General features: G+C 64.2%; 21 protein-coding genes. 10 read left to right on the top strand and 11 right to left on the bottom strand.

Going from position 1 to position 26263, the window contains the following annotated elements; all coding sequences use genetic code 11:
• Nucleotides 1-47 precede the first annotated feature (47 nt).
• From D3260_RS09380 to glk, 4 genes are all read right to left on the bottom strand, one after another.
• On the bottom strand, nt 48-932 hold the full coding sequence (locus D3260_RS09380) for a carbohydrate ABC transporter permease (protein WP_120098340.1): 885 nt from the start codon (nt 930-932) through the stop codon (nt 48-50).
• Nucleotides 916-1848: a carbohydrate ABC transporter permease gene (locus D3260_RS09375; RefSeq protein WP_233544020.1), complete on the bottom strand. Its 933-nt coding sequence runs from the start codon at nt 1846-1848 to the stop codon at nt 916-918. The genes D3260_RS09380 and D3260_RS09375 overlap by 17 nt, the downstream gene beginning before the upstream one ends.
• Before the next feature lie 108 nt (nt 1849-1956).
• Nucleotides 1957-3249 (bottom strand): ABC transporter substrate-binding protein, encoded by a 1293-nt coding sequence (locus D3260_RS09370; RefSeq protein ID WP_158583475.1) that lies wholly within the window; start codon nt 3247-3249, stop codon nt 1957-1959.
• Between the two features lie 299 nt (nt 3250-3548).
• The gene (glk, locus tag D3260_RS09365) at nt 3549-4544 is read right to left on the bottom strand and encodes a glucokinase (protein ID WP_120098337.1); all 996 of its coding nucleotides are present in this window, start codon (nt 4542-4544) and stop codon (nt 3549-3551) included.
• Nucleotides 4545-5028: 484 nt separating this feature from the next.
• Here glk and D3260_RS09360 point away from each other — a divergent pair, with 484 nt between their 5' ends.
• On the top strand, nt 5029-6252 hold the full coding sequence (locus D3260_RS09360; protein WP_120098336.1) for a Bcr/CflA family multidrug efflux MFS transporter: 1224 nt from the start codon (nt 5029-5031) through the stop codon (nt 6250-6252).
• Nucleotides 6253-6430: 178 nt separating this feature from the next.
• Here the strand turns inward: D3260_RS09360 and D3260_RS09355 are convergent, their stop codons facing one another.
• Nucleotides 6431-7573, bottom strand: coding sequence for a VanZ family protein (locus D3260_RS09355; protein ID WP_120098335.1), 1143 nt, complete (start codon nt 7571-7573; stop codon nt 6431-6433).
• Nucleotides 7574-7653: 80 nt separating this feature from the next.
• Here D3260_RS09355 and D3260_RS09350 point away from each other — a divergent pair, with 80 nt between their 5' ends.
• The 8 genes from D3260_RS09350 (at nt 7654) to ggt (ending at nt 16850) form a co-directional block, all read left to right on the top strand.
• Nucleotides 7654-8568 (top strand): NAD(P)-dependent oxidoreductase, encoded by a 915-nt coding sequence (locus D3260_RS09350; protein WP_120098334.1) that lies wholly within the window; start codon nt 7654-7656, stop codon nt 8566-8568.
• Nucleotides 8569-8838: 270 nt separating this feature from the next.
• The gene (gene rfbB / locus D3260_RS09345) at nt 8839-9834 is read left to right on the top strand and encodes a dTDP-glucose 4,6-dehydratase (RefSeq protein WP_120098333.1); all 996 of its coding nucleotides are present in this window, start codon (nt 8839-8841) and stop codon (nt 9832-9834) included.
• Nucleotides 9835-10053: 219 nt separating this feature from the next.
• On the top strand, nt 10054-10947 hold the full coding sequence (locus tag D3260_RS09340; RefSeq protein ID WP_120098332.1) for a DMT family transporter: 894 nt from the start codon (nt 10054-10056) through the stop codon (nt 10945-10947).
• A 420-nt stretch (nt 10948-11367) separates the two neighbouring features.
• Nucleotides 11368-12399 carry a M4 family metallopeptidase gene (locus tag D3260_RS09335; RefSeq protein WP_120098331.1) on the top strand — a complete coding sequence of 344 codons (1032 nt, stop codon included), beginning with the start codon at nt 11368-11370 and terminating at the stop codon, nt 12397-12399.
• A complete protein-coding gene (locus tag D3260_RS09330) occupies nt 12396-12716 on the top strand; it encodes a protealysin inhibitor emfourin (RefSeq protein ID WP_120098330.1) in 321 nt (106 codons plus the stop codon). Before D3260_RS09335 ends, D3260_RS09330 begins: the two co-directional genes overlap by 4 nt.
• Before the next feature lie 45 nt (nt 12717-12761).
• Complete coding sequence (locus D3260_RS09325) at nt 12762-13724, top strand: aldo/keto reductase (protein WP_120098329.1); 963 nt, start codon at nt 12762-12764, stop codon at nt 13722-13724.
• Nucleotides 13725-13791: 67 nt separating this feature from the next.
• Nucleotides 13792-14775 carry an aldo/keto reductase gene (locus D3260_RS09320; protein WP_120098328.1) on the top strand — a complete coding sequence of 328 codons (984 nt, stop codon included), beginning with the start codon at nt 13792-13794 and terminating at the stop codon, nt 14773-14775.
• A gap of 281 nt (nt 14776-15056) precedes the next feature.
• The gene (gene ggt / locus D3260_RS09315; protein ID WP_120098327.1) at nt 15057-16850 is read left to right on the top strand and encodes a gamma-glutamyltransferase; all 1794 of its coding nucleotides are present in this window, start codon (nt 15057-15059) and stop codon (nt 16848-16850) included.
• 494 nt (nt 16851-17344) lie between these two features.
• Here the strand turns inward: ggt and D3260_RS09310 are convergent, their stop codons facing one another.
• A complete protein-coding gene (locus D3260_RS09310) occupies nt 17345-17914 on the bottom strand; it encodes a DUF2058 domain-containing protein (protein ID WP_120098326.1) in 570 nt (189 codons plus the stop codon).
• Nucleotides 17915-18107: 193 nt separating this feature from the next.
• The gene (locus D3260_RS09305; RefSeq protein ID WP_120098325.1) at nt 18108-19295 is read right to left on the bottom strand and encodes an EAL domain-containing protein; all 1188 of its coding nucleotides are present in this window, start codon (nt 19293-19295) and stop codon (nt 18108-18110) included.
• A 307-nt stretch (nt 19296-19602) separates the two neighbouring features.
• Here D3260_RS09305 and htpX point away from each other — a divergent pair, with 307 nt between their 5' ends.
• The gene (htpX, locus tag D3260_RS09300; RefSeq protein WP_120098324.1) at nt 19603-20472 is read left to right on the top strand and encodes a zinc metalloprotease HtpX; all 870 of its coding nucleotides are present in this window, start codon (nt 19603-19605) and stop codon (nt 20470-20472) included.
• A gap of 92 nt (nt 20473-20564) precedes the next feature.
• Here htpX and D3260_RS09295 read toward each other — a convergent pair whose 3' ends face one another.
• The 4 genes from D3260_RS09295 to D3260_RS09280 form a co-directional block, all read right to left on the bottom strand.
• Entirely contained in the window at nt 20565-20996 is a 432-nt protein-coding gene (locus tag D3260_RS09295; RefSeq protein WP_120098323.1) for a CBS domain-containing protein, read from the bottom strand.
• 119 nt (nt 20997-21115) lie between these two features.
• Complete coding sequence (locus tag D3260_RS09290; protein WP_120098322.1) at nt 21116-21784, bottom strand: DUF6655 family protein; 669 nt, start codon at nt 21782-21784, stop codon at nt 21116-21118.
• Nucleotides 21785-22195: 411 nt separating this feature from the next.
• Nucleotides 22196-24439 (bottom strand): NADP-dependent isocitrate dehydrogenase, encoded by a 2244-nt coding sequence (locus tag D3260_RS09285; protein WP_120098321.1) that lies wholly within the window; start codon nt 24437-24439, stop codon nt 22196-22198.
• 325 nt (nt 24440-24764) lie between these two features.
• Nucleotides 24765-26108, bottom strand: coding sequence for a DUF2252 family protein (locus tag D3260_RS09280; RefSeq protein ID WP_120098320.1), 1344 nt, complete (start codon nt 26106-26108; stop codon nt 24765-24767).
• Nucleotides 26109-26263 lie beyond the last annotated feature (155 nt).

The raw sequence follows: 26263 nt of genomic DNA, 5'->3' as shown, positions 1-26263 counted from the left end.
AAGACGGTTGGATAGGCAGCGGCCGGGCCGCGCCTCGAGGAGGCGGATCATCCTTTCACCGCCCCGGCGGTCAGGCCGCGCATGAAATAGCGTCCGGCCACGATGTAGACCAGAAGCGTGGGCAGGGCCGTGATGATGGCGCCGGCCATATCGACGTTGTAGCGTTTGACCCCGGTCGAGGAGGTGTTGACCAGATTGTTCAAGGCGACTGTGATCGGGTGGGCATCGCCGGAGGTGAACACCACGCCGAACAGGAAGTCGTTCCAGATCTGGGTGAACTGCCAGATCACGCAGACCATGAGAATCGGCGTGGAGATCGGCAGAATCACGTGGCGAAAGGTCGAAATGAACGATGCCCCATCGATCCGTGCAGCCTTGACCAGTTCGTCCGGGATCGCGACGTAGTAATTGCGACAGAACAGCGTCGTGAACGCGATGCCGTAGACCGTGTGCACGAGCGTCAGGCCGGCCACGGAATTGTCCAGGCCGATGATGCCGAGCACGCGCGCCATCGGTAGCAGGAACATCTGGAACGGCACGAATGTGCCGACGAGCAGCAGCCCGAAGATCAGTTCCGAGCCCTTGAAGCGCCACTTGGTCAGCACGTACCCGTTGAGCGCCCCGAACGCCGTGGACAGGGCAACGGCGGGCGCGGTGAAGGCCACCGAGTTCCAGAAATAGTGATGCAGGCCGTTACAGTCGCCGCCGGTGCATGCGCTCGACCATGCATCGCCCCAGGCCGAGACGCTGAACGGCGAGGGTAGCGAGAGCAGGCTGCCGTTGGCGATCTGCGGCAATGTCTTGAACGACGTGGTGAGCATCACGTACAGCGGCAGCAGAAAATAGGCCGCCGCCAGCATCAGTATCCCGTAGACGATGCACCGGGCGATCGGGCCGCCGCGTGCGACGCCGTCTTCAGTTCTTGCGGCCATCACGGCGCTCCTTCAGTTCGGCAATGAGCATCGGCAGCATGGCCAGCGCCACGGCCGCCATCATCAACGTGGCCGCGGCGGCGCCGAGACCGATCTGACCGCGGTTGAAGCCGAAGTCGTACATGAAGATGGCCGGTACCCATGTGGAATAGCCGGGGCCGCCACCGGTCAGGGCGATCACGAGATCGAAGCTCTTGATGGCCAGGCTGACGAGCAGGATGATCGCGGAGAAAAAGACCGGCCGCAGGCTCGGGATGATGATCGACAGATAGACACGGGGCAGGCTCGCGCCATCGATCTGGGCAGCCTTGATGATCGAGGTGTCGATGCCGCGTAGGCCCGCCAGGAACAGCGCGGTGACAAAGCCCGCCGCCTGCCAGACGGCCGCGATCACGACGGCATAGATGGCCATGTCCGGATTGACGAGCCAGTCGAAGGAAAAGCCCGTCCAGCCGAGCGATTGCACGAAATGCTCCAGCCCGAGGCCCGGATTCAACAGCCATTTCCAGACCACGCCGGTCACCACGAGTGACAGCGCGAGCGGATAGAGATAGATCGTGCGTAGCCAGCCCTCGGCGCGGATCTTCTGATCGAGCAGAATGGCCAGGAACAGGCCGATCGCCAGACAGAGCGCCACGTAGAGCACGCCGAATATCGCCAGATTGATGACCGAGACCCACCAGACATCGAGCTGGAACAGGACCTCGTACTGGCGTAGTCCGGCGAAGGTATTGTTCGGCAGCAGGCTCGATGTGGTCATCGATAGCCAGATCGTCCAGCCGATGAAGCCGTAGACGAAGACCAGGAGTGCCACACCGCTGGGTACGAGCGCGATTTTCGGAAGCCAGCGGTCAAGCCAGCGACGCACGGGCATGCCCCGGGTCGGCGGCCCCGCCGGGGGAGTCGTATCGGACATGGTCGAACTCTTATGCAGGGGCACCGCGTGCGGCGCCCCGAATCGGTTGCGGGTTCGCAGGGCCCGGGCGCGCCGACAGGGCGGCCCGGGCCGGTAGACCGGGGTGGCCTACATCGACGACATCAGCTTGGCCTGCTTGGCCTGGCTGGCCATCTGCTTGGCTGCGGCCTCGGCGCTCATGTTCTTGTTGTTGTAGAACTTCGCGATCACGTCGAACAGAGCTCCCTTGACGGCGCCAGTCTCGGCCATGTCCTGTGAGAAGCTCGGCACGAGGGCGTTGTTCTTCTCGGCGGCCTCGAAGTCGGATTGCGCCTTCTGCGCGCAGGCGTCGAAGCCGTCCAGCGACACGCCTTCACGAACCGGGATCGAGCCCTTGGCCATGTTGAACTTGCGCTGGAATTCCGGCGACAGCGCGGTCCGGGCGAATGCGTACTGCGCGGCCTTGTCCGAATTCGATTTCTTGAACATCTCGAACGAGTCGGCGTTGTAGACAAAGCCGCTGTGCTCGCCGGGCATGGCCATGCAGGCAACCTGGTCGCCCGGGGTCGCGCCGGCGTTGGTGATCTCGCCCTTGGCCCAGTCGCCCATGATCTGCATGCCGGCTTCACCCTTGACCACCGCGCCGGTGTTGTGGTTCCAGGACAGGCCCTGATCATTGGCATCTTCGTATTTCTGCAGCGTGCGCAGACGCGACAGGGCCTTGACCATCGTGTCGCTGGACAGGGCGTCGGGCTTGAGATCGACGAAGGCGTTGCGATAGAAGTCGGCGCCGCCGGTCGCCAGGGCGATGGCATCGAATTCGGTGGCCACCTGCCAGGTATCGCCGCCACCGGCGATCGGCGTGATGCCGGCGGCCTTGAGCTTGTCGAGAGCGGCAACGAACGAATTCCAGTCGCTCGGCATGGTAGCGCCGGCCTTCTTCAGAGCCGACTTGTTGATCCAGACCCAGTTGATGCGGTGCAGGTTGAAGGGCACGGCAACGAAATGGCCGTCACACTGCATTCCCTTGGCGACCGGACCGGGCAGGATCTTCGACCAGTCCTGCTGCTTGGCGACCTCGTCGATGTTCATCGCCATGCCAGCCTGGCACCACTGCTGGATCTCGGGGCCCTTGATCTGAGCCGCGCCCGGCATGTTGTTCGACTGGATGCGTGATTTGAGCACGGTCCGCGCGTTCGAGCCGCCCCCGCCCGAGACTGCGTCGTTGACCATCTTGTAGCCTTGATCGGCCAGCATGTCGGACAACACATTCATCGACTTCGCTTCCGAGCCGGACGTCCACCAGTTCAACACGCTTACGGTGCCCTTGTCGGGTGCCGCCGATGCGACACTACCGATCGAAAGCGCCGCGACCGCGACGCCCAGGCATGCCGTGTGATGCCAAAGCCCTCGATTTCCCATGACTCCTCCCTGCTGTCGCATCCGGCCGGGCTTCGAGGCCGGCTTCGGGATCGCGACACCGTATTTGCTTAGTGTGATGAGCGCACCGCACTTTGTGATGCACGAGGCAAGCTTCAGGAAAACGGTGCGCGTGCACAACGGCACAAAGGTCTAATAGCGCGGACCGGTCCCATATCGGCATTTCCGCCGTCGTCGGCGGTTTGGCCCGGCATGACAGGCGATGATGACGACAACGCACGAAAAAAAGCCCGGCGCACCAATGTACGCCGGGCTCTTCAAAGTGTTCTGTCGTACGGGGCTTACGCCGACGACAGCGACGCGAGTGCGCCCTGCAGCGCCGGATATTCGGCGGTGACGATGTAGCAGGGCACGTCCTTGAGATAATCCGTGAGACGGCCGTGCTCTTCGAAACGCTCACGGAAACGGCTGTGCCCGATACGATCGGCGAGTCGCGGCACGATACCGCCGCCGATATAGGCGCCGCCGCGGGCGCCGAGCGTGAGCACGAGATTGGCGGTTGCGGTACCGAGCATGGCGAAGAAATCGTCGACCACCGTGGTGCAGATATCGCACTCGCCGGATAACGCCCGTTCAGTGATATCGGCCGGTTTGAGATCTTCGGGCGGCAGGCCGGACAGCTCGCAGTTCGCCTGATAGAGGTTGGACAGGCCCGGGCCGGATAACACGCGTTCGCTCGAAACGTGGCCGAATCGACGCGTGAGAATCGCCAGCAGCTCGACTTCGCGCTCGGTGGCCGGTGCCAATGTGGTATGGCCGCCTTCACCGGCCAGCGCCTGCCAGCCGTGTCGGGTGGGGATGACCCCGGACACGCCGAGGCCGGTGCCCGGACCGATCACGGCCAGCGGTGCATCGAAATCCCGGGTGCCATGGCCTGAAACCGGTACCAGCCATTCGCGATCAAGACGGGGTATCGACAGGGCGAGCGCGGTGAAATCGTTGATCACCCGGAATTGCTGGACGCCGAGCTGATTGCCCAGCTCACGTATCGAGAACGACCAGGACGCGCGATTGGTGAAGGCGATATGGTCGGTGTAGACCGCGGTGGCCACCGCGAATGCGGCCGCGCGGATACTGTTGACGTTCTGACGAGAGAGATAGGCGCGAGCTGCTTCGGCAGGCCCATCGAACGCCTCGCACTCCAGTGTTTCATGCGACTGCAGCGCACCGTAATCGTCGGCCAGAGCGAATCGGGCGTGGGTGCCACCGATATCGGCGATCAGTCGCCAGGAACTGTCGGGGTCGCCGGCAAGGCCGACGCGGGCTTTGTTGATCATGAACACGCTCGTTTGAACCAGTGGGGCCGCTCACCTCGGCCGCAACCGCGCAAGGATACCAGCGACCAGGCCGGTTGGCTGGCTGTGGCGGCGCGTGAGTATGCGACTATTGTCTAATGCGGCATGGCGGCGCGCCATCAACGTGGATTGGTACTTCCCGGTTTCATTGTGCCTTCGAAAGCCCCGTCTGACCGGGCGAGACCGCAGCGCTTGGGCAGGCCGAGCAGAGCGTGCGTCCCGACACATCTTCGTCGGCGCCTTGGCGGGGCGGCTGGTTTGCCTGCCTTGGTATGGCCATCGGGCCTGCCCAGCCGGTGTGGGCATCGACGGCAGGCGTTGTGCGCGAATATGGCGATAATCGCCGTATTAACGGCCCGACTGGCATAATGACGGCCTACGCTTGGCGCCCGCGCGATCGAACGCGCGATCTCGTGCGCCGCGACGACTCGCCGGCCGGCGGGACGCGCTGTTTTTTGGAGTCTTTATGTCGGATGTCGCCCGCGATCGCGAGGCGCAGCAGACCCGGGGCGAGCATGTCCTGCTGGTCTGCGTGCTCGGTCTGCTCACGGCGGTCGCCCCGTTGTCGATCGATACTTATCTACCGGCCATGCCGGCCCTGGCGAAACAGTTCGATGTCGCGGATGCGACCGTGCAGTACAGCCTGAGTCTGTTCTTCATCGGTTTGGGTTTCGGGCAGCTGCTCTACGGGCCGATCTCGGATCGCCACGGCCGCCGACCGATCCTGTATTTCGGTCTCGGGCTGTACCTGCTGTCGAGCCTGGCCTGTGCGTTGTCGACGTCGATCCACATGCTGATCGTCGCGCGTCTCTTGCAGGGCTTCGGGGCAGCGGCCGGGCCGGTGATGGCACGCGCGATCGTCCGCGACCGTTTTTCCGGCGCCAAGGCTGCGAGCGTGATGTCGTTCGTGGTGATGGTGATGGGGGCAGCACCGTTGCTCGCCCCGATGATCGGCAGCCTCATCCTGTTCATGGGGGCGTGGCCGCTGATCTTCTGGATGCTGGTGATCTATTCGATCGTGGCACTTGCGGCGCTGGCCGTGCTGCTGGCCGAGTCGCACCCGCATCATCGACGTGTGCGCGATCGCTCGCTGGCAGCCCAGTACATGGGCTATATCGGCCTCGTCGCGCGTCTGCCTGTGGCGCTGTATCTGGTCTGCGGCGCGCTGATGTTCGGGGCGCTCTTTTCCTACGTGGCCGCGAGTTCGTTCATCTATATCGAACAGTTCGGTGTGGACGAATCGGTGTTCGGTTTCTATTTCTCGGCCAACGTGGTCTCCATGTTGATCGGGACCTTCACCAACGGGCGCATCGTGGAACGGTTCGGCTATCGGCGCCTGCTCGGTGTCGCGGTCGCCAACACCCTGATCTGCGCGCTGGTCCTGCTGACCACGACGACCTCCGGCTTCGGCGGTTTCTGGGGTGTGGCCATTCCGTTGTTCTTCCTGTTGTCGACCGTCGGCGTGGCCGGGGCGAACACGGTGGCTGGCCTGCTGGATCTGGCGCCCGACGCAGCCGGTGCCGCCTCGGCGCTGTTCGGTGTGTTCCAGTTCGCCTGCGGCGCGCTCGCGACCTGGGGCGTCGGTGTGGTCGGTGGCGACGCGCAGGCCATGGCCATCGTCATGACCACGGCGGCCGGTGGAGCGCTCCTGGCTTATCTCGGGTTGTTGCGTTTCGCCCCGACGTCCTAGCGGATTGCGGAAAATGACCGCCGTCCCGTCGGGTTGCGCCCAAAAATCGGCCAGACATGGCGCAGGGCGCCGATCTTGGTCACGCCAAAGTCAAGCCGTGCAACGCCGCATGGGCGGTTTGGGGCGGCAACGCGGTCACGCGCGAAGTGTTGAAAGGCCCTGGCCGGCCCGCCCGTGCTCAGGTCGGTGCCGCGTTCGCCTGTTGCGTGCGGCGTCGGGCGGCGAGACCGAATCCGAGGGCGCAGAGGATCGCCAGGAGCGGGGCACTCGGATCCGGTGGCACCGATCCGAATGCGAGAGTGATCAGCGCGATACCGACCAGCATCACGGCGAGCACCGCGCTGGCGCGATGCATGACCAGGCCGGTCCGGCTCAGAAGCCAGAACGTCCCGCCGACCGTATAGAAGGCTGCCACCAGACGCCGCAGACCGGCAACGAGATCGCGATCTTCCAGCGCGGCGATCATCGAGCCGTGGCTCAGCACGGTCGGATCAAGCCAGGCCAGATAGGTCTGGCCGGCGACCAGGACACAGACCAGGATCATGGCGCGGTGGCGGGACGCGGTGCCTGCAAGGCCGGCGTAAAGCCCAAGTGCCAGGGCAGCCGCGCTCCATTCACTGATCGACAGCCAGGTATCCTGCATGACGATCTGGCCGACGAACACGCCGGCGGCCAGAAGCGCCAGACTGATCAGGCCGTCGCGCCTTCGGAATAGATGCCCCAGCAGGGCCGCGGCGAGCAGCCAGTGCAGCAGGGCGCGGACGAAGATCGCGTCGTGGATGTGCGGGTGCCGCCACAGGGAGGTCAGCGCGTCGTCGTACCACGAGACGTTGAGCGAGGGGATGAAGGGATAGAGCTCGATCACCAGAAACGAGGCGAGCAGGGCCAGCACCAGCGGCTGACGCAGATTGCCGCGTGGTTGCTGTACGCGAACCGGCAAGAGGGGGACGAGCAGGGCGCCCAGCACGCCACCGGCGACGTTGAGGTAGACATCGGTCAGCGTGGACTGGCGACCCCAGTCATAGACCTGTACCAGTTCGACGCTGATGCAGAGCAGGCTACTGGCAACGCCGGCGATGACAACACGTCGTGTCACCGTGATCGAACGGCCGAGTGCCAGTGCGATGCACAGGCCCAATGGCAGGTAGAGCGCGACGTTCGCAACGAAGCCGGCCGTCGTCTGTGCCGGTGTGGCCCAGCGGGACAACAGATAGGTCACTGGATTGGCCGCTGCACCGGCATACCAGTGGAACGGCACGAGGGAGCCATAGAGGATGAAGCCGGTCGTGAAAACGGCCAGCCAGGCATAGCGAGTGGTCATTAGCGCATCGTCGAAGGGGCGCGGGCCGGGAGCAGAAGCTGTGGCAGGATAGCTTCATCATCCGGTAAGACCAGAACATAATGTCCCTGAACGATACCAAGCGTATTCTTTTCACCGGTGGCTCCGGTAAGGCCGGTCGCCACGTGGTGCCGTATCTGCTGGATCGCGGGCATCAGGTGCTCAACATCGACCGCGTGCCGCTGGACGACCCACGTGTGGATCATTTGACGGCTGATGTGACCGATGCCGGTCAGATGTTCGATGCCCTGTCCACGTACGCGAACATGGGCGAACTGGAACGGGGCGACGGGGGCCCGCGTCCGTTCGATGCGGTTGTGCATTTCGCCGCGATCCCGCGCAATTTCGTAACCACCGATGCCGAGACATATCGCATCAACACACAGGGCACTTACAATGTGCTCAACGCGGCCACGAAACTCGGGATCAACAAGATCGTGTTCGCCTCGTCGGAGACGACCTACGGTATCTGTTTCGCCGACGGCACGGTGCAACCGGCCTTTCTGCCGGTCGATGAAACACATCCGACGGCACCGACCGACACTTACGCGACCAGCAAGGTCTGCAATGAAGCCACCGCGCAGGCGTTCGCCAAGCGCACCGGCGCCGATATCTATGGCCTGCGTATCGGCAACGTCATAGAGCCGCACGAGTACGCGACGATGTTTCCGCACTTCTTCGCCGATCCGGCGGTTCGGCGTCGCAACGTGTTCTGCTATATCGACGCGCGCGATCTCGGCCAGATCGTCGATCGCTGCCTGGCTACCGACGGCCTCGGGTATGAGGTCTTCAATGCCGGCAATGATCATAACTCGGTGCATCTCGGCACGGCCGAGATCATCGAACGCTTTTATCCCGACGTCGAGGTCCGGGGCACACTCGGCGAACACGAGGCCCTGTACTCGAACCGCAAGATTCGCGACGTGCTCGGGTTCGTCGAACAACATCCCTGGCATCGCTACGTGACGGCCCCCTAGGCGATCGACCGATCCCGGTGGCCGTCGCCGGCAGAGCGTGCGTGGCGCTTGGCAACAAAGCGGTGCCGGTCTTTCGATCGGCTTCGTTCGGGCGGCGGCGCCGCTCGGCGCGGTTACGCTCCGGGCATGACGTGACCGCGCGGCGGGTGTCGCTGCGATCACGCTGGGCCTCTTGCTGCGATTCAAGCAGAATACAGCCGATACCGGCCGGGCGTGCGATGCAGGCGTTCGTCCGATTCGTTGAACAGACGGCGACAGGCCAGACAGATCATGCGGCTACTCATCGCCGGCGGGGCGGGGTTTCTGGGCTCTGCGCTCGTTCGTGCCCTGATCCGGGAAACCGACCACGAGATCATCAATCTCGATGCGCTGACCTATGCGGTTCAGCCGGCTGCACTGGCCGCGGTTGATGGCTCGGCGCGCTATACGTTCATTCACGGCGATATCGTCGACGGAGCGTTGCTCGCGGACATCTTCGCTGCCCATCGGCCCCATGCCGTGCTGCATCTCGCGGCCGAGTCGCATGTCGATCGGGCCATCAGCGGCCCGGCGCCGTTCGTGGCCACCAACGTCAATGGCACGTTCGCGTTGCTCGAGGCGGCGCGAGACTACTGGCAGCGGCTGTCGGGCCCAGCGCGATCGGGGTTTCGTTTCCTGCACGTATCCACCGACGAAGTCTACGGCAGTCTCGAGGCGCCGACGGTCGCCGATGAGCAGCATGCTTACGCACCGGCTTCGCCTTATGCGGCCAGCAAGGCTGGCGCCGACCATCTGGTCAACGCCTGGCATGTCACCTACGGGCTGCCGACGCTCGTGACACACGGCGTCAACAGCTACGGCCCGTTCCAGCATCCCGAGAAACTGGTGCCGTGCATGATCGAAGCCGCGCTGGATGGCCGAACGCTGCCCGTTTACGGCGACGGTGGCCAGGTCCGGGACTGGCTGCATGTCGATGATCATGCGGCGGCCATTCGGTGCGTGCTGGCCGCGGGCCAGCCGGGCCGGCGGTATAACATCGCCGGCGGCGCGCCGCGTACCAACCTGTCGCTCGTGCGGGCGCTCTGCGCGGCCGTGGACGAGGCGATGCCGGCGGCGGCGCCGAGTGCCGCACGCATTCGTCATGTCGCCGATCGGCCCGGTCATGATCGACGTTATGCCGTCGATGCCACCCGTCTGCGTTGCACGCTCGGCTGGGAACCGCGGATCCCTCTGGACCGCGGGCTGGTCGACACCGTGGCCTGGCATGTCGGAAATCGCGCTCGCTGACCGCGTCACGCCCTGGCTGCGGCGCCGATCCATTTGATCTCGGCGATTCGTGGGATAGCACCGATCAACGCAGTGGCCCCAGGGCAAACGATGGGGCTCGCTGATTCGGCCAGGGCGGAGCGCCCGGCTCGATATTGCTTCGTCGGTGGGGCCTTGCTCTGCCGGACCGTGGGTTAACTGCTAGGATCGCGCGCTCGTCGCACGACCGATCGATCGCTCATGAATGCTGCCCGCCGAACGTTGATCGCCAGCCTGATCGTGGCTGTTGCCGGCTCGTTATGGGGGCTCTACTGGATGCCGGTGCGCGCGCTGTCGGGCGCCGGCTGGCCGGGCGCGCTCGGTTCGGTGATCGTTGCGCTGATCGCCGGGGCCATCCTGTTGCCGATCGTCATCTGGCGCCGACAGGACTGGCGACGCGCCGATCGTCTCGGGGTGGCTGCGACCGGGCTCGGCGGCTCGGCCTTCATGCTTTACTCCGTGGGGATCGTCGAGGCCCGTGTGGCGGTTGTCATCCTGTTGTTCTATCTCACGCCGGTCTGGACCACGTTGCTCACGCGATTCGTGTTCGGGCGGGCCGTGCATCCGGTGCGTTATGTCGTGATCGTGGCCGGGCTGGCCGGCCTGGTGCTCACCCTCGGCCGGGGCGGCGGCCTCCCGATCCCGCAGCGCCCCGGCGAGTGGTACGCGTTGCTCGCCGGCCTGTTCTGGTCGCTCGGCTCGATCGGGATGAGTGCCCGGAGCGATCTCGCGCCGGTTGAAAGTACGTTCGTGTTCGTCGTCGGGGCCCTGGGTACGGCTTTCGTTCTGTTCGGCCTATCGCCGACGTGGCCATCCGGGACGGTTTGGCCCCCTGCATTGTCGACCACGCTCTGGGCGCTGGCGGCCGGCGGGCTGTGGTGGGTCACGACCATGGTGGCCCTGGTCTGGGCGACATCGCATCTCGAACCGGCCCGGGTCGGGATCCTGCTGATGAGTGAAGTGCTGGTCGGTGTGATCTCTGCCGCCCTGTTGGCCGGCGAATCGCTCGCGCCGATCCAGATCGCTGGCGGCACGTTGCTCATCGGCGCGGCCGTACTCGATGTCGCCTCCGATCGATTGACTGTCGCGAGATGATCCGGGGGCTGCGGGCCCCCGGGCGATCCCGGGGGCAGCCGGCCGGTGCGATCGTGCTAGGGTCTGTTGATGTTTCGTTCGAGCGCCTTTTCGTCGAGAGACCGCAGCGTGTCTTGCAAGGCGCGAGTCGCCGATCGTGGCCTGCCACGATCCAGACTCGCAACGCCGCAGGGCGCCCATCGTCGATTTTTCATGGGCGGCCCAACCCGAAGGGACAAGCGCCCCAAAATCAAGAACACGGCGGCAATACAGCGTTCTAGCAGGCTGGCGCAGCATGACACGCTATGCCTGCGACGCCTCGTCTTGCCGCCCATCGTCAATTTCAGGGCGCGCTTGGCGCGGACTCGCACGAAACATCAACAGGCCCTAGGGTGAAAACGTCGATGCAGGATGCAACGGACGAGCCCGAGGAGGCACGGCATGCATGAAACCCGAGCGCGACGTCGCGGCATCGTACCGCCGCATATGCTGGAACGTCTGAAAACACACGCCGATAGCGGGCTTCGTCGATGTGCCGAAACCACGCAGGCCCTCGATGAGGGACTGCTCGCGGTCGAGCCGTCCGAGGCAGCGGCCCTGCCGCGTCGTGCGGCCGGCCTCGAACGCACGCTGTACGACGCCAATCACACCCAGCGACTGCCCGGCACGCCGATGCGCGGTGAGGGCGATGCGCCGGTCGCCGATCGCGAAGTCAACGAAGGCTACGACGATCTCGGTGCCACCTATCGCTTTTATGCCGATGTCTTCGATCGGGATTCGATCGACGATGCCGGCATGCCGCTCGACGGCAGCGTGCATTACGGTCGCGATTACATGAACGCATTCTGGAATGGCCGCGAAATGGTGTTCGGGGATGGGGACGGTCGTATCTTCAAGCCGTTCACCCGATCCTTGAACGTCGTCGCGCACGAGCTGACGCACGGCGTGACCGGGGCGACGATCGATCTGGTCTATGAAGGCCAGTCCGGCGCGCTCAACGAATCGATCTCCGATGTATTCGGCGCGATGACCGAGCAATACGCGAACGACGAAACAGCGGCCCAGGCGAGCTGGCTGATCGGCGCCGAGTTATTGACCGAGGCCGTACAGGGCCGTGCCCTGCGCGACATGGCGCAGCCCGGCACCGCCTACGACGACGATCAGCTCGGTCAGGATCCGCAGCCGGCGGACATGGCGCATTACGTGGACACGCGCCAGGACAACGGCGGTGTGCATATCAATTCCGGCATCCCGAATCGGGCCTTCTATCTGGCGGCGACCGCATTGTCCGGCCACAGCTGGGTCGTGGCCGGGCATATCTGGTATGCCGCGCTGACCGATTCGCGGCTCGCGCGTGACACCGATTTCGCCGGCTTCGCCGCGGTCACGACAGCGCTGGCCGAAGAACGTTTCGACAGCACCACGCGCGACGCGGTTCGAAAGGCCTGGCAGGCCGTCGGAGTCGACGTGTGAGCGGCGATGATGTCCTGGCCTCGACAACGGCGTGGCTCTGGGTGGCCCGCGAGGGCGGGCTGGTTGCCGCACCGGGGCTTGCACGTCCGCGCCAGATCGCGCTGTCGGACTGCACGGATATCGAGCGGGCACGGATCGGACGGCTCATCGGTGATTGTCGTCGCCTGTCCGGGCGGGCTGCCCGCAATACGGCGGATCAACGTTATTTTCGTATCGTGCTCGGGCGCGTACCGGACGAGCCGGTCGAAGAGTTGTGCATCCCCGAACCGGATGCGCCCGACGCGTTATCGATGCTGTGGTCAGACGGGCCGCGCTGAGCCGGACCGCCTGTTGTTTATTGTCATATCTGCGGGAGCATTACGATGAATCAGCGACAACTCGGTCGTACCGATCTGGCGACCGCGCCTCTGATCTTCGGCGGCAACGTCTTTGGCTGGACGCTCGACGACAAAGCCAGTTTCGACATGATCGATGCCTGGCTTGATGCCGGTTTCAACATGATCGATACGGCCGACGTCTACTCGAAGTGGGTGGATGGCCACGCGGGCGGCGAGTCCGAGAGCGTGCTCGGTCGGTATTTCGCCCAGCGTGGCAATCGGGATCGAATCGTGCTCGCCAGCAAGGTCGGGATGGAAATGCCGGATGCCGGCGAAGGACTCTCGCGTGACTGGATCCTGCGCGAGGTCGAGGCCTCCCTGGCGCGTCTGCAGACCGATCGTCTGGACCTGTATTTCGCACACACCGACGATCAACGGGCGCCCCTGGATGAAACGATGGAGGCATTCGACCGTCTGATCCGCGACGGCAAGGTGCGCCATATCGGCGCGTCGAACTACGACGGCAGTCGCCTGATGCAGGCGCTGTCCTCGGCACACGATCTCGAAGTGCCGCGTTACGAAGTGCTGCAGCCGCACTACAATATGTACGAACGCGGGAACTTCGAGCACGATATGGCCGAGATATGCATCGAACACGAACTCGGCGTCACGCCATATTTCGCGTTGGCCAGCGGTTTTCTGACCGGCAAGTATCGCAAGCCGGCGGATACTGAAGGCCGGCCGCGCGAAGGCTTTCTTGCCGATTATTTCGATGCGCGTGGCCAGCGTATTCTCGAAGCGCTCGACGCCGTGGCACAGCGCTTTGGTACCACGCCAGCCGCCGTGGCGTTGGCGTGGCTCATCGCACAGCCGAGCGTGACCGCGCCGATCGTCTCAGCGACATCGCACGACCAGTTCACGCAGCTGATCGGGGCCGTTGAACTGCAGCTGGACAACGATGCGCTGGCGCGACTGGACGCGGCGAGTCAGCCGGACTCGCCGGACTGAGAGGGTGTGCCTTCGCGTGTTGCCAATCGTGCCAGACTAGGCGTATCACTCTGATTGAGAAAGACGAATGAGCGACTTCAAGACCCGGTTCTCGCATCTCGACCGCATCGGTTTCGGCGGTGCGCCGTTGGGCGATATGTTCGTGTCGACCCGACAGTCCGTCGCTCAGGATACGCTCGCGGCAGCCTGGAACGCCGGTATCCGCTATTTCGATACCGCGCCGCACTACGGGGCGGGGCTGTCGGAACAGCGCGTCGGTCATTTTCTGGCCGACAAGCCGCGCTCGTCCTACATACTTTCGAGCAAGGTCGGGCGGTTGCTCGAACCGGCCGACGCGCCCGAACTGGATGGCCCGTTCGTCGGCGGTCTGCATTTCAAGCGTCTCGTCGATTACGGTTACGACGCTGCCATGCAGAGCGTGCACGACAGTCTGCAGCGGCTCGGTGTCGGGCATCTCGACATCGTCTATATCCATGATCTGTCGCCCGATCATCTGGGCGAGGCCTGGACCGAGCAGTTCGACATCGCCATGCAGGGCGCCGCCCGGGCGCTGACCGAGCTGCGTGATGCCGGACGGATCGGCGCGTGGGGGCTCGGCGTCAACACCATCGAACCGTGTCTGCGGGCGCTCGACGAATCCCGGCCCGATGTCTTTCTGCTGGCGACGCAATATCATCTGCTCAACCCGGCGGCCGGCGAGACTTTGTTGCCGCGCTGTGACGAACGCGGTGTGGGCGTGGTGATTGGCGCGCCGTACGGCTCGGGCCTGCTGGCCGGCGGTGATCACTATCATTACGAGACGGCCGATACGGCCACGGTCGCCAGGCGCGATCGCATGGCGGTGATCTGTCAGCGTCATGGGGTCGATCTGAAATCCGCGGCGCTGCAGTTCGCTGCTGCGCATCCAGCCGTCAGCGCGCTGATCCCGGGCGCGAGCAAGCCCGAGCGCAACGAACAGAATCTCGCGCTGTTCGATGCAGCCATTCCGCAAGGACTCTGGCGAGATCTGAAGGACGAGGGGTTGCTGCCTGAAGGAGCGGTGACGCCCTAGAGCGCGTTGTCACCAAATAGAGCATCGCACCCGCGGCCAATCGGCGGCGAGTCAAGGCATCGTGCGCTTGGCGTGGTTCAGCCACAAGCGCGTTCACGCGGCGAAATTGTCTCGAGCCGCGACGACCGGTTTGACCCACGTTGGGCGGCTGGCCTTTCCCGGGGCCACTAACGGCGTGGTGTGGTCCGGCGAGTCTTGAAAGACAGCCGGGGCGCCACCTGCAGACGGGGATATGCCGCGCTATAGTCGCGCTATTGCTTTCGGGAACCCTCTCACGCCCTATGCCGAATCGTATCGTGGCTCTGACCGCCGGTCTCGTGCTGGCACTGACCATCGGCACTGCCGGACCGGCCCAGGCGGATTCGGCCGATGCCGGTATCGCCAGTAGCGCCCTGGACGTCACGGCGCCGCCGACCACGCGCGCCGCGCTCGAAAAGGCCAGTCCCGTCACGGCGTCGCATGCCATGGTCGTCACTGCCCAGCACCTGGCGACCCAGGTTGGCGTCAAGGTCTTGCGTGACGGAGGAAACGCCGTTGATGCCGCGGTTGCGGTCGGCTATGCCCTGGCGGTGGTCCATCCGTGTTGTGGCAACATCGGCGGTGGTGGGTTCATGGTCGTGCACCTGGCCGCCGATGAGGGCAAACCGGCGCGTGATCTGTTTCTGGATTTCCGCGAAAAAGCCCCGGCGGCCGCCACGCCGACGCTGTTCCAGGATGACCAGGGCCATGTCGTCGACGGGCGCAGCACCGACAGTTATCTCGCTGTCGGGGTGCCGGGTACCGTCATGGGGCTCGAAGAAGCGCGACAACGTCTGGGCACGATGTCGCGCAAGCGCCTGATGCAGCCGGCGATCGATCTCGCGAGTCGGGGGTTCGCGCTGACGCAGGGCGATGTGAATATCCTCCATGAGCGGACGAAGGATTTTGCCCACCAGCCGAACGTCGCCCGCATCTTTCTCGACGATGGCAAGCCCTATCAGGTTGGTGACACGCTCAAGCAGCCGCAGCTGGCGCACACGCTCCGCCAGATTCAGAAAGGCGGGACCCAGGCGTTCTACCAGGGCTCGATCGCCAAGCGGATCATCGCTGCCAGCCGCGACAATGGCGGCATTCTCACGCAACAGGATTTCGCCGACTACACGGCCCCCTGGGGCAAACCGGTGCGCTGTGGTTATGGTGGGTACACCGTGCTCTCCACGCCGCCGCCGAGTTCCGGCGGCACGACGATCTGCGAGATTCTCGGCATTCTCGATCCGCTGCCTCTGGCCAAATGGGGCTACGGCGCGGTTCAGACGTCGCATCATCTGATCGAGGCCGAGCGCCGCGCCTTCGCCGATCGCAATACGTACCTCGGCGATCCCGCCTTCGTCGACAACCCGATCGACCAACTGCTCTCGTCGGCGCATCTCGATTCGCTGCGCCAGAGCATCGATGCCGATCGGGCCACGCCGTCGAGCGAAATCGATGGCAGCCTGGGCGCACGGGAAGGTCAGCACACCACGCAGTATTCGATCGTCGATCCGCAAGGCAATGCGGTAAGCGTGACGTATACGATCAACTATCTGTTTGGTAATGGACGAATCGCCGGGGACACTGGCTTCTTCCTCAACAACGAGATGGACGACTTCACCGCCAAGCCCGGTGTGCCGAACGCATTCGGGCTGGTTCAGGGCAAGGCCAACCAGGTCGAAGGCGGCAAGCGACCGCTGTCGTCCATGTCGCCGTCGATGGTGCTCGATGACGACGAGTTGTACATGGTCACCGGTAGCCCGGGCGGCTCCACGATCATCTCGACGACCCTGGAGTCGATGCTCAACGTGATCGACTTCGGCATGAACATCCAGCAGGCGGTGAATGCGCCACGCCTGCACAACCAGTGGCAGCCGGATCACACCAAGGTCGAGCCCGGTTATCTGACGGATCAGACGAGACAGGCACTCGAATCCATGGGGCACGAGTTCGACGTGGTCCAGTCCTGGGGCGCCGACGAAGCGATCCTTCGGGATCCGGACACGGGCCGGCTGCAGGGCGCCAACGACCGCCGCCGGCCGGCCGGGCTCGCAGCCGGATTCTAGGGCCTGTTGATGTTTCGTGCGAGTCCGCGCTTGTCGCGCTTGTCCCTTTGGATTGGGCCGCAAATCGCGCCCGGCGGCGTTGCAAGCCTTGCCCGACGCACTGCGGTCTCTCGACGAAAGGGCGCTCGAACGAAACCTCAACACGCCCTAGATCGTATCGTCGCGATATATGACGTCGCATCGCTCGCGCCGGGTGTGTCAGGCAAGGCGTGGGCCATAGCGCGTGGCGTCCCGCGCGTCAGGTCCGCAACGCTGCATGACGCCGCCGGCGGGACGATCCGAAGGGGCAGCAGCGGCCCGGCCGCGGCAATCCCGCGTTATCGTTCGCCGATGTGGCGCCGCCACGCCGCGCTCGCGACGGCCTGTCTTGGCATGGCTTGGCCGCTGGTGCGACCGCCGGTCTCCGGACGATGCGTCCTGAACCGGTTACCGGCGATTTTCCGCGTCGCGCCGCGCGCGCCGGCGTTGCCATCCCGGGCGCGCGGCACCTCGGATCACCACATCAGGTCATCCGGGACTTCGTAACCGGCATAAGGATCCTCGGGGTCGGTCGGGCCGGCCTCGGGTGCTTTCTCGGCGAGTGAGATGCGTTTCGGAATCAATTCGGCGAGCCGTTCTGCAGTCGCTCGGTCGACGAGTAACGTGTGGCCGCCACGCCGTACGATGCCCAGTTCGCCGTTGGCCAGTTTGGCGCGCTGGGCACGGCTGACCGGCAGCCGACGAATACGGCCTTCCATGGTGTAGCTGAACGGCGGATCTTCCTCGGGCGCCGGTTCGCGTTTGATTGTGTTCTGCGCAAGAATCTGGTCGGCTGCGGCACTGCGCTCGCGGCCGGCGCGCTCGGCGTTGGCGCGCCGGGCCCGTTCCTGATCGCGACGACGCTTTTCGGCGTCAGCCGCGACAACTTCACGCGAGAGTTCGGACGGCGCATCCGCCGGTGCGCGCTGGCTCTTCTTCTTGCGGTTCTTGTTCTTCTTGCCGGTCTTGTCCTGCTGTGCCTTGCGGGCCTGCTTGGAATTGGCCAGCCCGGCCTTGAGCAGTTGATCCTGTAACGACTGTCCCATGATGATCGTTGCCTGTGCTGAACCGGCATTCTACGAGACTGGCCGGCGTTCTCTCGACAATCGGCGTGTGACCGTCAGCGCGTCAGGATAGCCGAAGCTCGCTGAAACGGCTTGGCCGGGCGGTGGCACGACGCCGGACGCGCTCTCTTTTGGATGTTCCGGTGGCCTCTGATGACCGGGCTGCCGTGGCCGCTCAGGCCAACACGTCGCAGCAGATGACGCGGCGGGGCAGCTCTGCGGTGGCCAGCGACAGGGTCACGCACATGTAGCCGCCGGCGCTCGACAGGTAAGGCCGTGAGACCTGCAGCTGGCCGGGCGCCTCGACCGCGGCGCGGAAATATGGTCGCCGATACCAGATGCCGCCGGCGCTATCGAGAATCGAGGCCGCGCGCGTATGGCGGGTCAGCTCGGTGTTGGTGCGCTGGTCGATTTCTGCGCCCGATTCGTTCAGGAGATAGACCCGAGCCGTGCGAGGCAAGCCGATCAGGGCGTTCGCGATCGCGGGAAAGACAGTATTGGAAGCGAAATGCGCGGTCTCGGCTCTGAATGCGGCGATATAGGGCCGCAGCTGCGCGAGTTCGCGTGACTCGGTAGCCGACAAGGCACTGGCATGGCGGGTGCTCAGGCTCGAAAGCCGCTGACTGCCGGGGTCGGCCGGATGATCGATACGGTCTCGTGGATAGCCGAAGTAGAAGCCCTGGACGAAATCGACATCGGCCTCCATGGCGACCATGGCCTGATCTTCTGTTTCGATGCCCTCGCACAGGACAAGCGAGCCGGCTTCGTGCATGAGTGAGACCAGATTGGGCAGGATCCGTCGGAGCCGGCTGCCACGATGCTGCTCGGCCTCGGTGATGAGTGTACGGTCGAGCTTGATGATGTCTGGCGTCACGCGCCAGAGTCGGTCGAAATTGGAGTGGCCGGCGCCGAAGTCGTCGAGCGCGACCATGGCCCCCATCTCGCGAAAGAAATTGATGGCCTCCAACAGGGCGGGTTCGTCGTCGATGCGGCCTTCGAGCAATTCGATGACCACTTCCTCCGGCGCGATACCGGCCTGCTCAAGCGCGCCAAGCAACTTGCCGTCGTCGTACCACCGGCGGGTCACCGTGTTCGGATCCAGATTCAGAAACAGCCAGCGACGTTCCGGTTTCTGTAGCGCGAAATTGGTGATGTGCAGCGTCTGACAGAGTGTGTCGAGCTCGCGTTGTTCGCCGTGCGTGGTGGCGATGTCCATGAGCGCCAGTGGCGATACCGGCGTGGTGTTGTCGATGTGCGGGCGCATCAGGGCTTCAAAGCCGACGGTTCGCTGGTGGCAGAGACTGAAGATCGGCTGAAACGCACTATGTAGCGCGTAGCTGCGATAGGCAGAGGATTTCATCATGCGGCTGTGACCGATCCCGGTTCGTCGATCCGGGGCGACAGGGCATGTGCTATATCTCTCATAAGCGACGACTCGTACCGAAGGCCTCCACGACCGGTCAGGTCATGCCTGCCAGACCGTGCAGCGCGCGAGAACAAGCGGCCCCGGATGCGCAGCCCGATGATGTTATCTCTGCGAGCGTATATTACGCGGCAAGCGATGGGTGGACTATCGCTTGCCGCACGTTTATTTTTCACTTGATCGCCGAGCAAGCGTCGCTATTTTCAGGGAATAACGGACTCGTTTGTTCACCAGAGGGTTAAAAGCCATGAATGCGTTGCGAACGGGGGCCCTGCTGGCCGCTCTGACCGTATTGCTCATTCTCGTCGGTGGGGCGTTGGGCGGCCGTGGCGGCATGGTCATCGCCTTTGTCTTCGCTGCCCTGATGAACTTCGGCAGCTACTGGTTTTCGGATCGCATGGTGCTCAAGATGCACGGCGCCCGCGAGGCCTCGGCCTCGGACGCGCCGGAGCTTTACAACATCGTGCGGGAACTCGCCCACAACGCCCAGTTGCCGATGCCGCGGGTCTACGTGATGGAGTCCGAGACGCCGAACGCCTTCGCGACCGGGCGCAATCCGTCGCATGCTGCGGTAGCGGCGACCACCGGCCTGATGCGATTGATGAATCGGGACGAGCTGCGCGGCGTGCTGGCGCACGAGCTGGCCCACGTGCGCCACCGCGACACCCTGATCAGCGCCGTGGCGGCAACGTTTGCCGGTGCGATCGCCATGATCGCCAACATGGCGCAATGGGCGATGCTGTTCGGTGGTTTCCGCGGTAACGATAACGAAGGCGAAGGCCCCGGCATGCTCGGTGGACTGGCGATGATGATCCTGGCGCCGCTGGCCGCCACGATGATTCAGATGGCGGTGTCGCGTTCGCGTGAATTCGGTGCCGACAAGGGCGGTGCCGAAATCGCCGGCAGCCCGACTGGCCTGGCCAATGCATTGCGCAAGCTCGAATCGGCCAATCGGCAGCATCCCATGGAATCCGCGGCCCGTAACCCGGCCACGGCGCATCTGTTCATCGTCAACCCGTTGTCGGGGCTGAACATCGGCAAGATGTTCTCTACCCATCCACCGACCGAAGAGCGGATTCAGCGCCTCCAGGCGATAGGCGATCGCGCGCGCATGTAGCCGCATCGCCGTTCGCGATAGCCTCGGGCTCGGCCCGATGATAGAACCCCGACCGGTCGACCGACCGGCCGGGGTTTTTCATGATCGGGGCGTTACTGGCCGCTGATATAGGACTCGAGCTGTTCGATGATGAACTGCTTGTCCGCAATGATCGCCTTGACCAGATCGCCGATGGACACGAGCCCGATCAGCTTGCCGTTGTCGAGAACGGGCAGGTGACGGAAGCGCTTGTCCGTCATCAGGGCCAGGCACTGCTCGACTTCCTTGGTTGGTGCGACGTACGCCACGCGCTGTGTCATGACGTCGCGGACCGGTGTCTCCCGAGAGCTTCGATTCTCGAGCACCAGTTTGCGGGCGTAGTCGCGCTCGGAAAGCAGGCCCACGAGGTGCCCGTCGTCCATGACGAGCACGGCGCCGATGTTCTTGTCCGACATGAGCTGCAGTGCGTCATAGACCGAATCGTCGGGACCGACGGTCCATACACTCGAGGGTTTGTCGCGCAGCAGGTCGTTGATGGTGGTCATGGGCTCCTCCGGAAAAATGCGTCGTGCGCATCATGTTGTTCTTGAACCCGAGATTACCGCGCGAGACAGCCTGATGCAGCCCCGGCAGCGACGCCGGGGTGCACGTGATGGCCACGAGGTCAGCGCGTCGAGCGCGCGTCGCCGCCGACCGGTGTCGTGGACGGTGCGGGCTTGGGCATCCGCCCGCCCAGCTCGGCCTGATCCGCGGCCGGCACGATGTTCTGATGGCGCCAGCTCACCCCGAGGATCGAGGCTCGGTTGTCGTGCGAAAAACCATACAGCGGGCCCACGACATCCTGCAGATCGCCGCTCTTGGCGTTGTAGAAGGAGATGAGCAGTTTGGCGACGCCGGTACGGCGTGCCTTCTTGTACAGGGCGAGTTCCGGCGTTTGTACGGTGCCGGTCAACGGAATCGGGATCGGGATGCTCGGGATGCCGAACAGCGTATCCGACTGATTGATTGAAAGCGCGCCGGAGCCGAGACGGGCGATCGTATCGGCCTGGTCGGCCGAACCGACCAGACGGTAGCCGTCGCTCAGCAATTGCGCCTGAATCGCGGCCACGGCATAGCTGCTGCGGTATTCGGCATCGCTCGGAAAGTTCGAGCCATCCACGAAGATCGCGTTGCCGCGCGGGACGTTGGGGTGGATCTGCGCGCTCGCGTAGTCCGCGGCGCTCGACATGATCAGCTGTTCTCTGGCGGTCTGCGTGGGCTGTGTCTCACGGACCGTGGTACAGCCGGCGACGGCCAGTGCAACGAGGGCGAGGGCAGAACACTGCTTGAGCATTGCGTCGATTTTGTCGTTTTGAGTTGTGGGCAATCATCCTAGGGCCTGTTGATGTTTCGTGCGAGTCCGCGCCAAGCGCTGTTTTGTGGCAAGACGAGGCGTAGTGCGCGCCGTGCCGTTATTCTGCACCAGCGGGCTACAACGCTGTATTGCCGCAAAACAGCGCTTGTCCCGAAGGGTTGGGCCACAAATCGCGCCCTGCGGCGTTGCGAGCCTGAATCGTGGCACGCCACGATCGGCGACTCGCGCCTTGCCGGACACGCTGCGGCCTCTCGACGAAAAGGCGCTCGAACGAAATCTCAACAGGCCCTGGGGCCTGTTGATGTTTCGTGCGAGTCGGGCCGGGCGGACATAAAAAAGCCGGCGCATGAATCATGCGCCGGCCAACGGAGCGTTCGCGCCGGGCGCGGCTCAGTGCGTCTTCTTGCTCGCGACCATGTCGATGGTCTCGTTGAGCGTGGCGCTGGGCCGCATGATCTGGCGGACCCGGGCTTCCTCGGGCAGATAGTAGCCGTTCAGATCCTCGGGCTCGCCCTGGGCATCGTTGAGCTCGGCCACGATCTTGTCCTCGTTGGCTTCAAGCGCATCGGCCAGCTCGGTGAACAGCGCGGCCAGTTCCCGATCGCTGTCCTGGTCCGCGATCGCGCGGGCCCAGTACATGGCGATATAGAAATGGCTGCCGCGATTGTCGAGTTCGCCGACCTTGCGTGAGGGTGACTTGTTCTCGGTCAGGAAACGGCTGTTGGCCTTGTCCAGCGCGTCGGCCATGACCTGTGCCCGCGGGTTGTCGAACGTCTTGCCCAGATGCTCGAGCGAGGCAGCCAGGGCCAGGAACTCACCCAGCGAATCCCAGCGCAGATGGCCTTCACGCTGGAGCTGGCGCACATGCTTGGGGGCCGAGCCGCCGGCTCCGGTCTCGAACAGGCCGCCGCCGGCCATCAAGGGCACGATCGAGAGCATCTTCGCACTGGTACCCAGCTCCATGATCGGGAACAGATCGGTGAGATAGTCGCGCAGCACGTTGCCCGTCACCGAGATGGTGTCCTCACCCCGTCGGGTGCGCGCCAGCGTGTGCTGGATGGCCGCGACCGGCGCCATGATCGACAGATCCAGGCCGTCGGTATCGTGATCGCCGAGGTAATGCTCGACCTTCTTGATGATCTCGGCGTCATGGCCGCGATTCTGGTCCAGCCAGAAGATGGCCGGCATGCCCGAGTCGCGGGCGCGGGCGACCGCCAGCTTGACCCAGTCGGCAATCGCGGCATCCGTGGTCAGGCACATGCGCCAGATGTCCTCGGCGGCCACGTCGTGCTCGAAGAGGCTGTCGCCCGCCGTGTTGGTGACCTGTACCCGGCCCTTGCCGGGCATCTGGAAGGTCTTGTCGTGCGAGCCGTATTCCTCGGCCTTCTGGGCCATCAGGCCGACGTTGGGGACGGTGCCCATGGTGGTCGGATCGAAGGCGCCGTTGGCCTTGCAGTCCTCGACCACGGCGGCATAGATGCCGGCATAGCTGCGATCGGGGATCAGGGCCTTGGCCTCGTGCTGGCCGTCGTCGGCGCCCCACATGGTGCCCGAGTCGCGAATCATGGCCGGCATCGAGGCATCGATGATGATGTCGTTGGGCCAGTGCAGGCAGGACACGCCGCGATGCGAGTCGACCATGGCCAGTGGCGCGGATTCGTTGTTGACCGTCGCCACCGCCGATTCGATCGCAGCGAGCTTGTCGTCGGGCAGGGACTGGATCGTCTTGTACAGATCACCGAGCCCGGAACGCGGGTCGAAGCCGACCTCGTCGAGCGTCTCGCCGTGTTCCTTGAAGACGTCGGCATAGTATTCGGAGACCACCCAGCCGAACATGATGGGGTCGGAGACCTTCATCATCGTGGCCTTGAGGTGGACCGAGAACAGCAGGTCCTTGGCCTTGGCATCGGCGATCTCGTCACGCACGAAGCGTCGGAAGGGCTCGGCGTGCATCACCGCGGCATCGACGACGTCGCCAGCGCCGACCTTGATGCCGTTCTTGAGAACGGCGGTATCGGCCTGCTCGCCGAAGAAGGTGACCGTGAGTTCGTCGTCGTCGGCCATGGTGACCGCGCGTTCCGACTCGTAGTAATCGCCGTGGGTCATGTGCGTGACCTCGGCGCGATTGTCCGATTCCCAGGCGCCCATGCGATGCGGGTACTTGCGGGCATAGGCCTTGACCGAGGCCGGGGCGCGGCGGTCCGAGTTACCCTGACGCAGAACCGGGTTCACGGCGCTGCCCTTGACCTTCTCATAGCGCGAGGCGATTTCCTTCTCGGCGTCGGTCTCGGGTTCCTCGGGATAATCGGGCAGGTCATAGCCCTGATTCTGCAGCTCGGCGATCGCTTCCTTGAGCTGCGGCGTCGAGGCGCTGATGTTGGGCAGCTTGATGATGTTGGCCGCGGGGTTGGACGTCATCTCGCCCAGTTCGGCCAGATGATCGGCGGCTTTCTGTTCCTCGGTCAGGTAATCCGGAAAATGCGCGATGATCCGGCCGGCCAGCGAGATGTCGCGGGTCTCGACCCGAATCCCGGCCGAATCGGTATAGGCATCGATGATCGGGAGCAGCGAGCGCGTGGCCAGCGCGGGTGCTTCGTCGGTAAGCGTATAGATAATCTTCGGCGTATCGGACACGTGCGTCTAGACCTCGCTCGGCAAATGAGTCGACCTGAAATAGGTTGGGATGGTGCCAGATTTTCGCAAGCCGACGCGTGCACGGGCGCTTGGCCGGCACGATGCAGTCGTTGCCCGATGACCGGTCGATTCCGGATCGGCGGAGCGGGCGACAGTGGCAGCGATTGGAACAGGCATCGCGCGTGATTGTTCTAAAACGGCCGCTTTTCCGGAAGTCTTTCGTTTCGATTGCGCCACGCGGTATGGCGCGCCGCCGAACCCTGTTCGGCGGCATTTCGTTCCGGCGCGACGCGCCATGTGGCCGCGAAAGGCGCGATCTTGCGGGTCAACGAGATCGTGGAGCGGCCGGTCCGGTGCGGCTGGACGGGCCGCGGGCTTCGACAAAGGCCGCCCAGTCGCGCCGCGTGCACTCGGCGTAGGCAAACGCGAAATCCACGATCACGCGCTTGAATTCTTCGCGGTCATCGCCGATGCGGGCCGTCACGGCACGCTGGAAATAGCCGGGGTCGTCAGGGCGCAGGGCGGCCGCGCCGCGGATGTGCTCGCGCGCGAGTATGCGTCCCCATTGACGGGTGAGCGCTCGATACGGCTTGAACCCGCCGATCTTATGGGTGGGGAAATCCTTCTTGTACGGGGATCGCCGCCGGACCGAAAACCAGGTGTCGTCGAGCGACAGCCAGCCAACGTAGGCATCGGGGTGCTGCGACAGGGCATGAAAGGCCTCGGCATGTCGATGGGCTTCGTGTTCGAAGGCATGACGCCAGCGACTTTTCTCGGCGGCTGTCATGCAATCGTAGGCCGGTGGGCGTGTCTGTTGCTTGATGTCGAGCAGGATCAGGTCGTCGAGCGCCTCGTCTATCGGGCTCACCAGCGCATAGAAGCGATGCAGTCCGAGTGAGCCGGTACCGGCATTGAGCCGTCGCGCGACATCGCGTACCCGGAGCTGCGTGCGTCGATGCTCGCCGGCACGACGCAGGGTGGCCGGGTATTGCTCGGTCAGGGCTGTTTCGATCCGAGCACGTTCATCCGCGTGGATCTCGCCGAGCTTGGCACGAGCAATATCCAGACGCGGCCGGCCGTCGCTGTCCTCGCAGGTCCATTTGGCCAGCTGCCGGGCTACGCCACGCTTTCGGCTCACCTTGTCGATGAACGCGCGAAGCGGCGGATTCTGATAGGCCACGTGGATATCGTCGGCCGACAGGCCGCGAAGACCGGCGGCGAGGGTGTCGAGATAACTCGTCAGCAGGTGGCGAATCGCGCGCCGTGTCTGGCTTTCGGACAGGCCGGCGTTTTCCTCGGCATCGAGCACCATGGAAGCGGCGTGGCGCCAGAGGTCATACTGATAATCGCCAATGAGGGCATCATCGAAGTCGTCCATGCCGTAGTGAACGCCCTGATGATCGTCACCGAAGGCGCCGTGGTTGTAGACATGGGCATCGCCCTGCAGCCAGGTCTGGGAATCGAGCAGGCCGCCGAACAGATAATAGCGCCAGTCGTGCCAGGCATCGGCCCAGAACAGATGATTCGTACCGCGAAAGAAACGATACGGCGAGCGGCTCATCTTGTCGTACTTGCGCGATCGATCGATGTCGGACAGCGCGCTGTTCTGCGCATCGATCGCTTCGATGACGAGCTGTCGACGGCTCGCACGCGTAAAATGAAAAGTCATGGCATCGCGGCCAACAGTCGAATATTCGACTGTACGCAATGCATTGCGTCTCGACCAGTCGGATGCCCGGTCATGTATCGGCCCGTTCGGATAGGTCTACTACTTTAGTATTAGCCGTTTTGTGGATAGGCTGCGCATATTCCCTGGGCCCGGCC

The sequence above is a fragment of the Salinisphaera sp. Q1T1-3 genome (genome assembly GCF_003602005.1).
Lineage (GTDB): Bacteria > Pseudomonadota > Gammaproteobacteria > Nevskiales > Salinisphaeraceae > Salinisphaera.
Note: the sequence above shows the minus strand (reverse complement) of the source record. Positions and strands in the feature narration are given on the sequence as shown.

Coding starts and splice junctions, on each gene's coding strand:
- D3260_RS09350 (WP_120098334.1), top strand. CDS start 7,654: ATGTCCCTGAACGATACCAAGCGTATTCTTTTCACCGGTGGCTCCGGT.
- D3260_RS09305 (WP_120098325.1), bottom strand. CDS start 19,295: ATGATGAAATCCTCTGCCTATCGCAGCTACGCGCTACATAGTGCGTTT.
- D3260_RS09290 (WP_120098322.1), bottom strand. CDS start 21,784: ATGCTCAAGCAGTGTTCTGCCCTCGCCCTCGTTGCACTGGCCGTCGCC.
- htpX (WP_120098324.1), top strand. CDS start 19,603: ATGAATGCGTTGCGAACGGGGGCCCTGCTGGCCGCTCTGACCGTATTG.
- rfbB (WP_120098333.1), top strand. CDS start 8,839: ATGCGGCTACTCATCGCCGGCGGGGCGGGGTTTCTGGGCTCTGCGCTC.
- ggt (WP_120098327.1), top strand. CDS start 15,057: ATGCCGAATCGTATCGTGGCTCTGACCGCCGGTCTCGTGCTGGCACTG.
- D3260_RS09370 (WP_158583475.1), bottom strand. CDS start 3,249: ATGGGAAATCGAGGGCTTTGGCATCACACGGCATGCCTGGGCGTCGCG.
- D3260_RS09375 (WP_233544020.1), bottom strand. CDS start 1,848: ATGTCCGATACGACTCCCCCGGCGGGGCCGCCGACCCGGGGCATGCCC.
- D3260_RS09310 (WP_120098326.1), bottom strand. CDS start 17,914: ATGGGACAGTCGTTACAGGATCAACTGCTCAAGGCCGGGCTGGCCAAT.
- D3260_RS09355 (WP_120098335.1), bottom strand. CDS start 7,573: ATGACCACTCGCTATGCCTGGCTGGCCGTTTTCACGACCGGCTTCATC.
- D3260_RS09325 (WP_120098329.1), top strand. CDS start 12,762: ATGAATCAGCGACAACTCGGTCGTACCGATCTGGCGACCGCGCCTCTG.
- D3260_RS09360 (WP_120098336.1), top strand. CDS start 5,029: ATGTCGGATGTCGCCCGCGATCGCGAGGCGCAGCAGACCCGGGGCGAG.
- D3260_RS09340 (WP_120098332.1), top strand. CDS start 10,054: ATGAATGCTGCCCGCCGAACGTTGATCGCCAGCCTGATCGTGGCTGTT.
- glk (WP_120098337.1), bottom strand. CDS start 4,544: ATGATCAACAAAGCCCGCGTCGGCCTTGCCGGCGACCCCGACAGTTCC.
- D3260_RS09320 (WP_120098328.1), top strand. CDS start 13,792: ATGAGCGACTTCAAGACCCGGTTCTCGCATCTCGACCGCATCGGTTTC.
- D3260_RS09280 (WP_120098320.1), bottom strand. CDS start 26,108: ATGACTTTTCATTTTACGCGTGCGAGCCGTCGACAGCTCGTCATCGAA.
- D3260_RS09335 (WP_120098331.1), top strand. CDS start 11,368: ATGCATGAAACCCGAGCGCGACGTCGCGGCATCGTACCGCCGCATATG.
- D3260_RS09295 (WP_120098323.1), bottom strand. CDS start 20,996: ATGACCACCATCAACGACCTGCTGCGCGACAAACCCTCGAGTGTATGG.
- D3260_RS09380 (WP_120098340.1), bottom strand. CDS start 932: ATGGCCGCAAGAACTGAAGACGGCGTCGCACGCGGCGGCCCGATCGCC.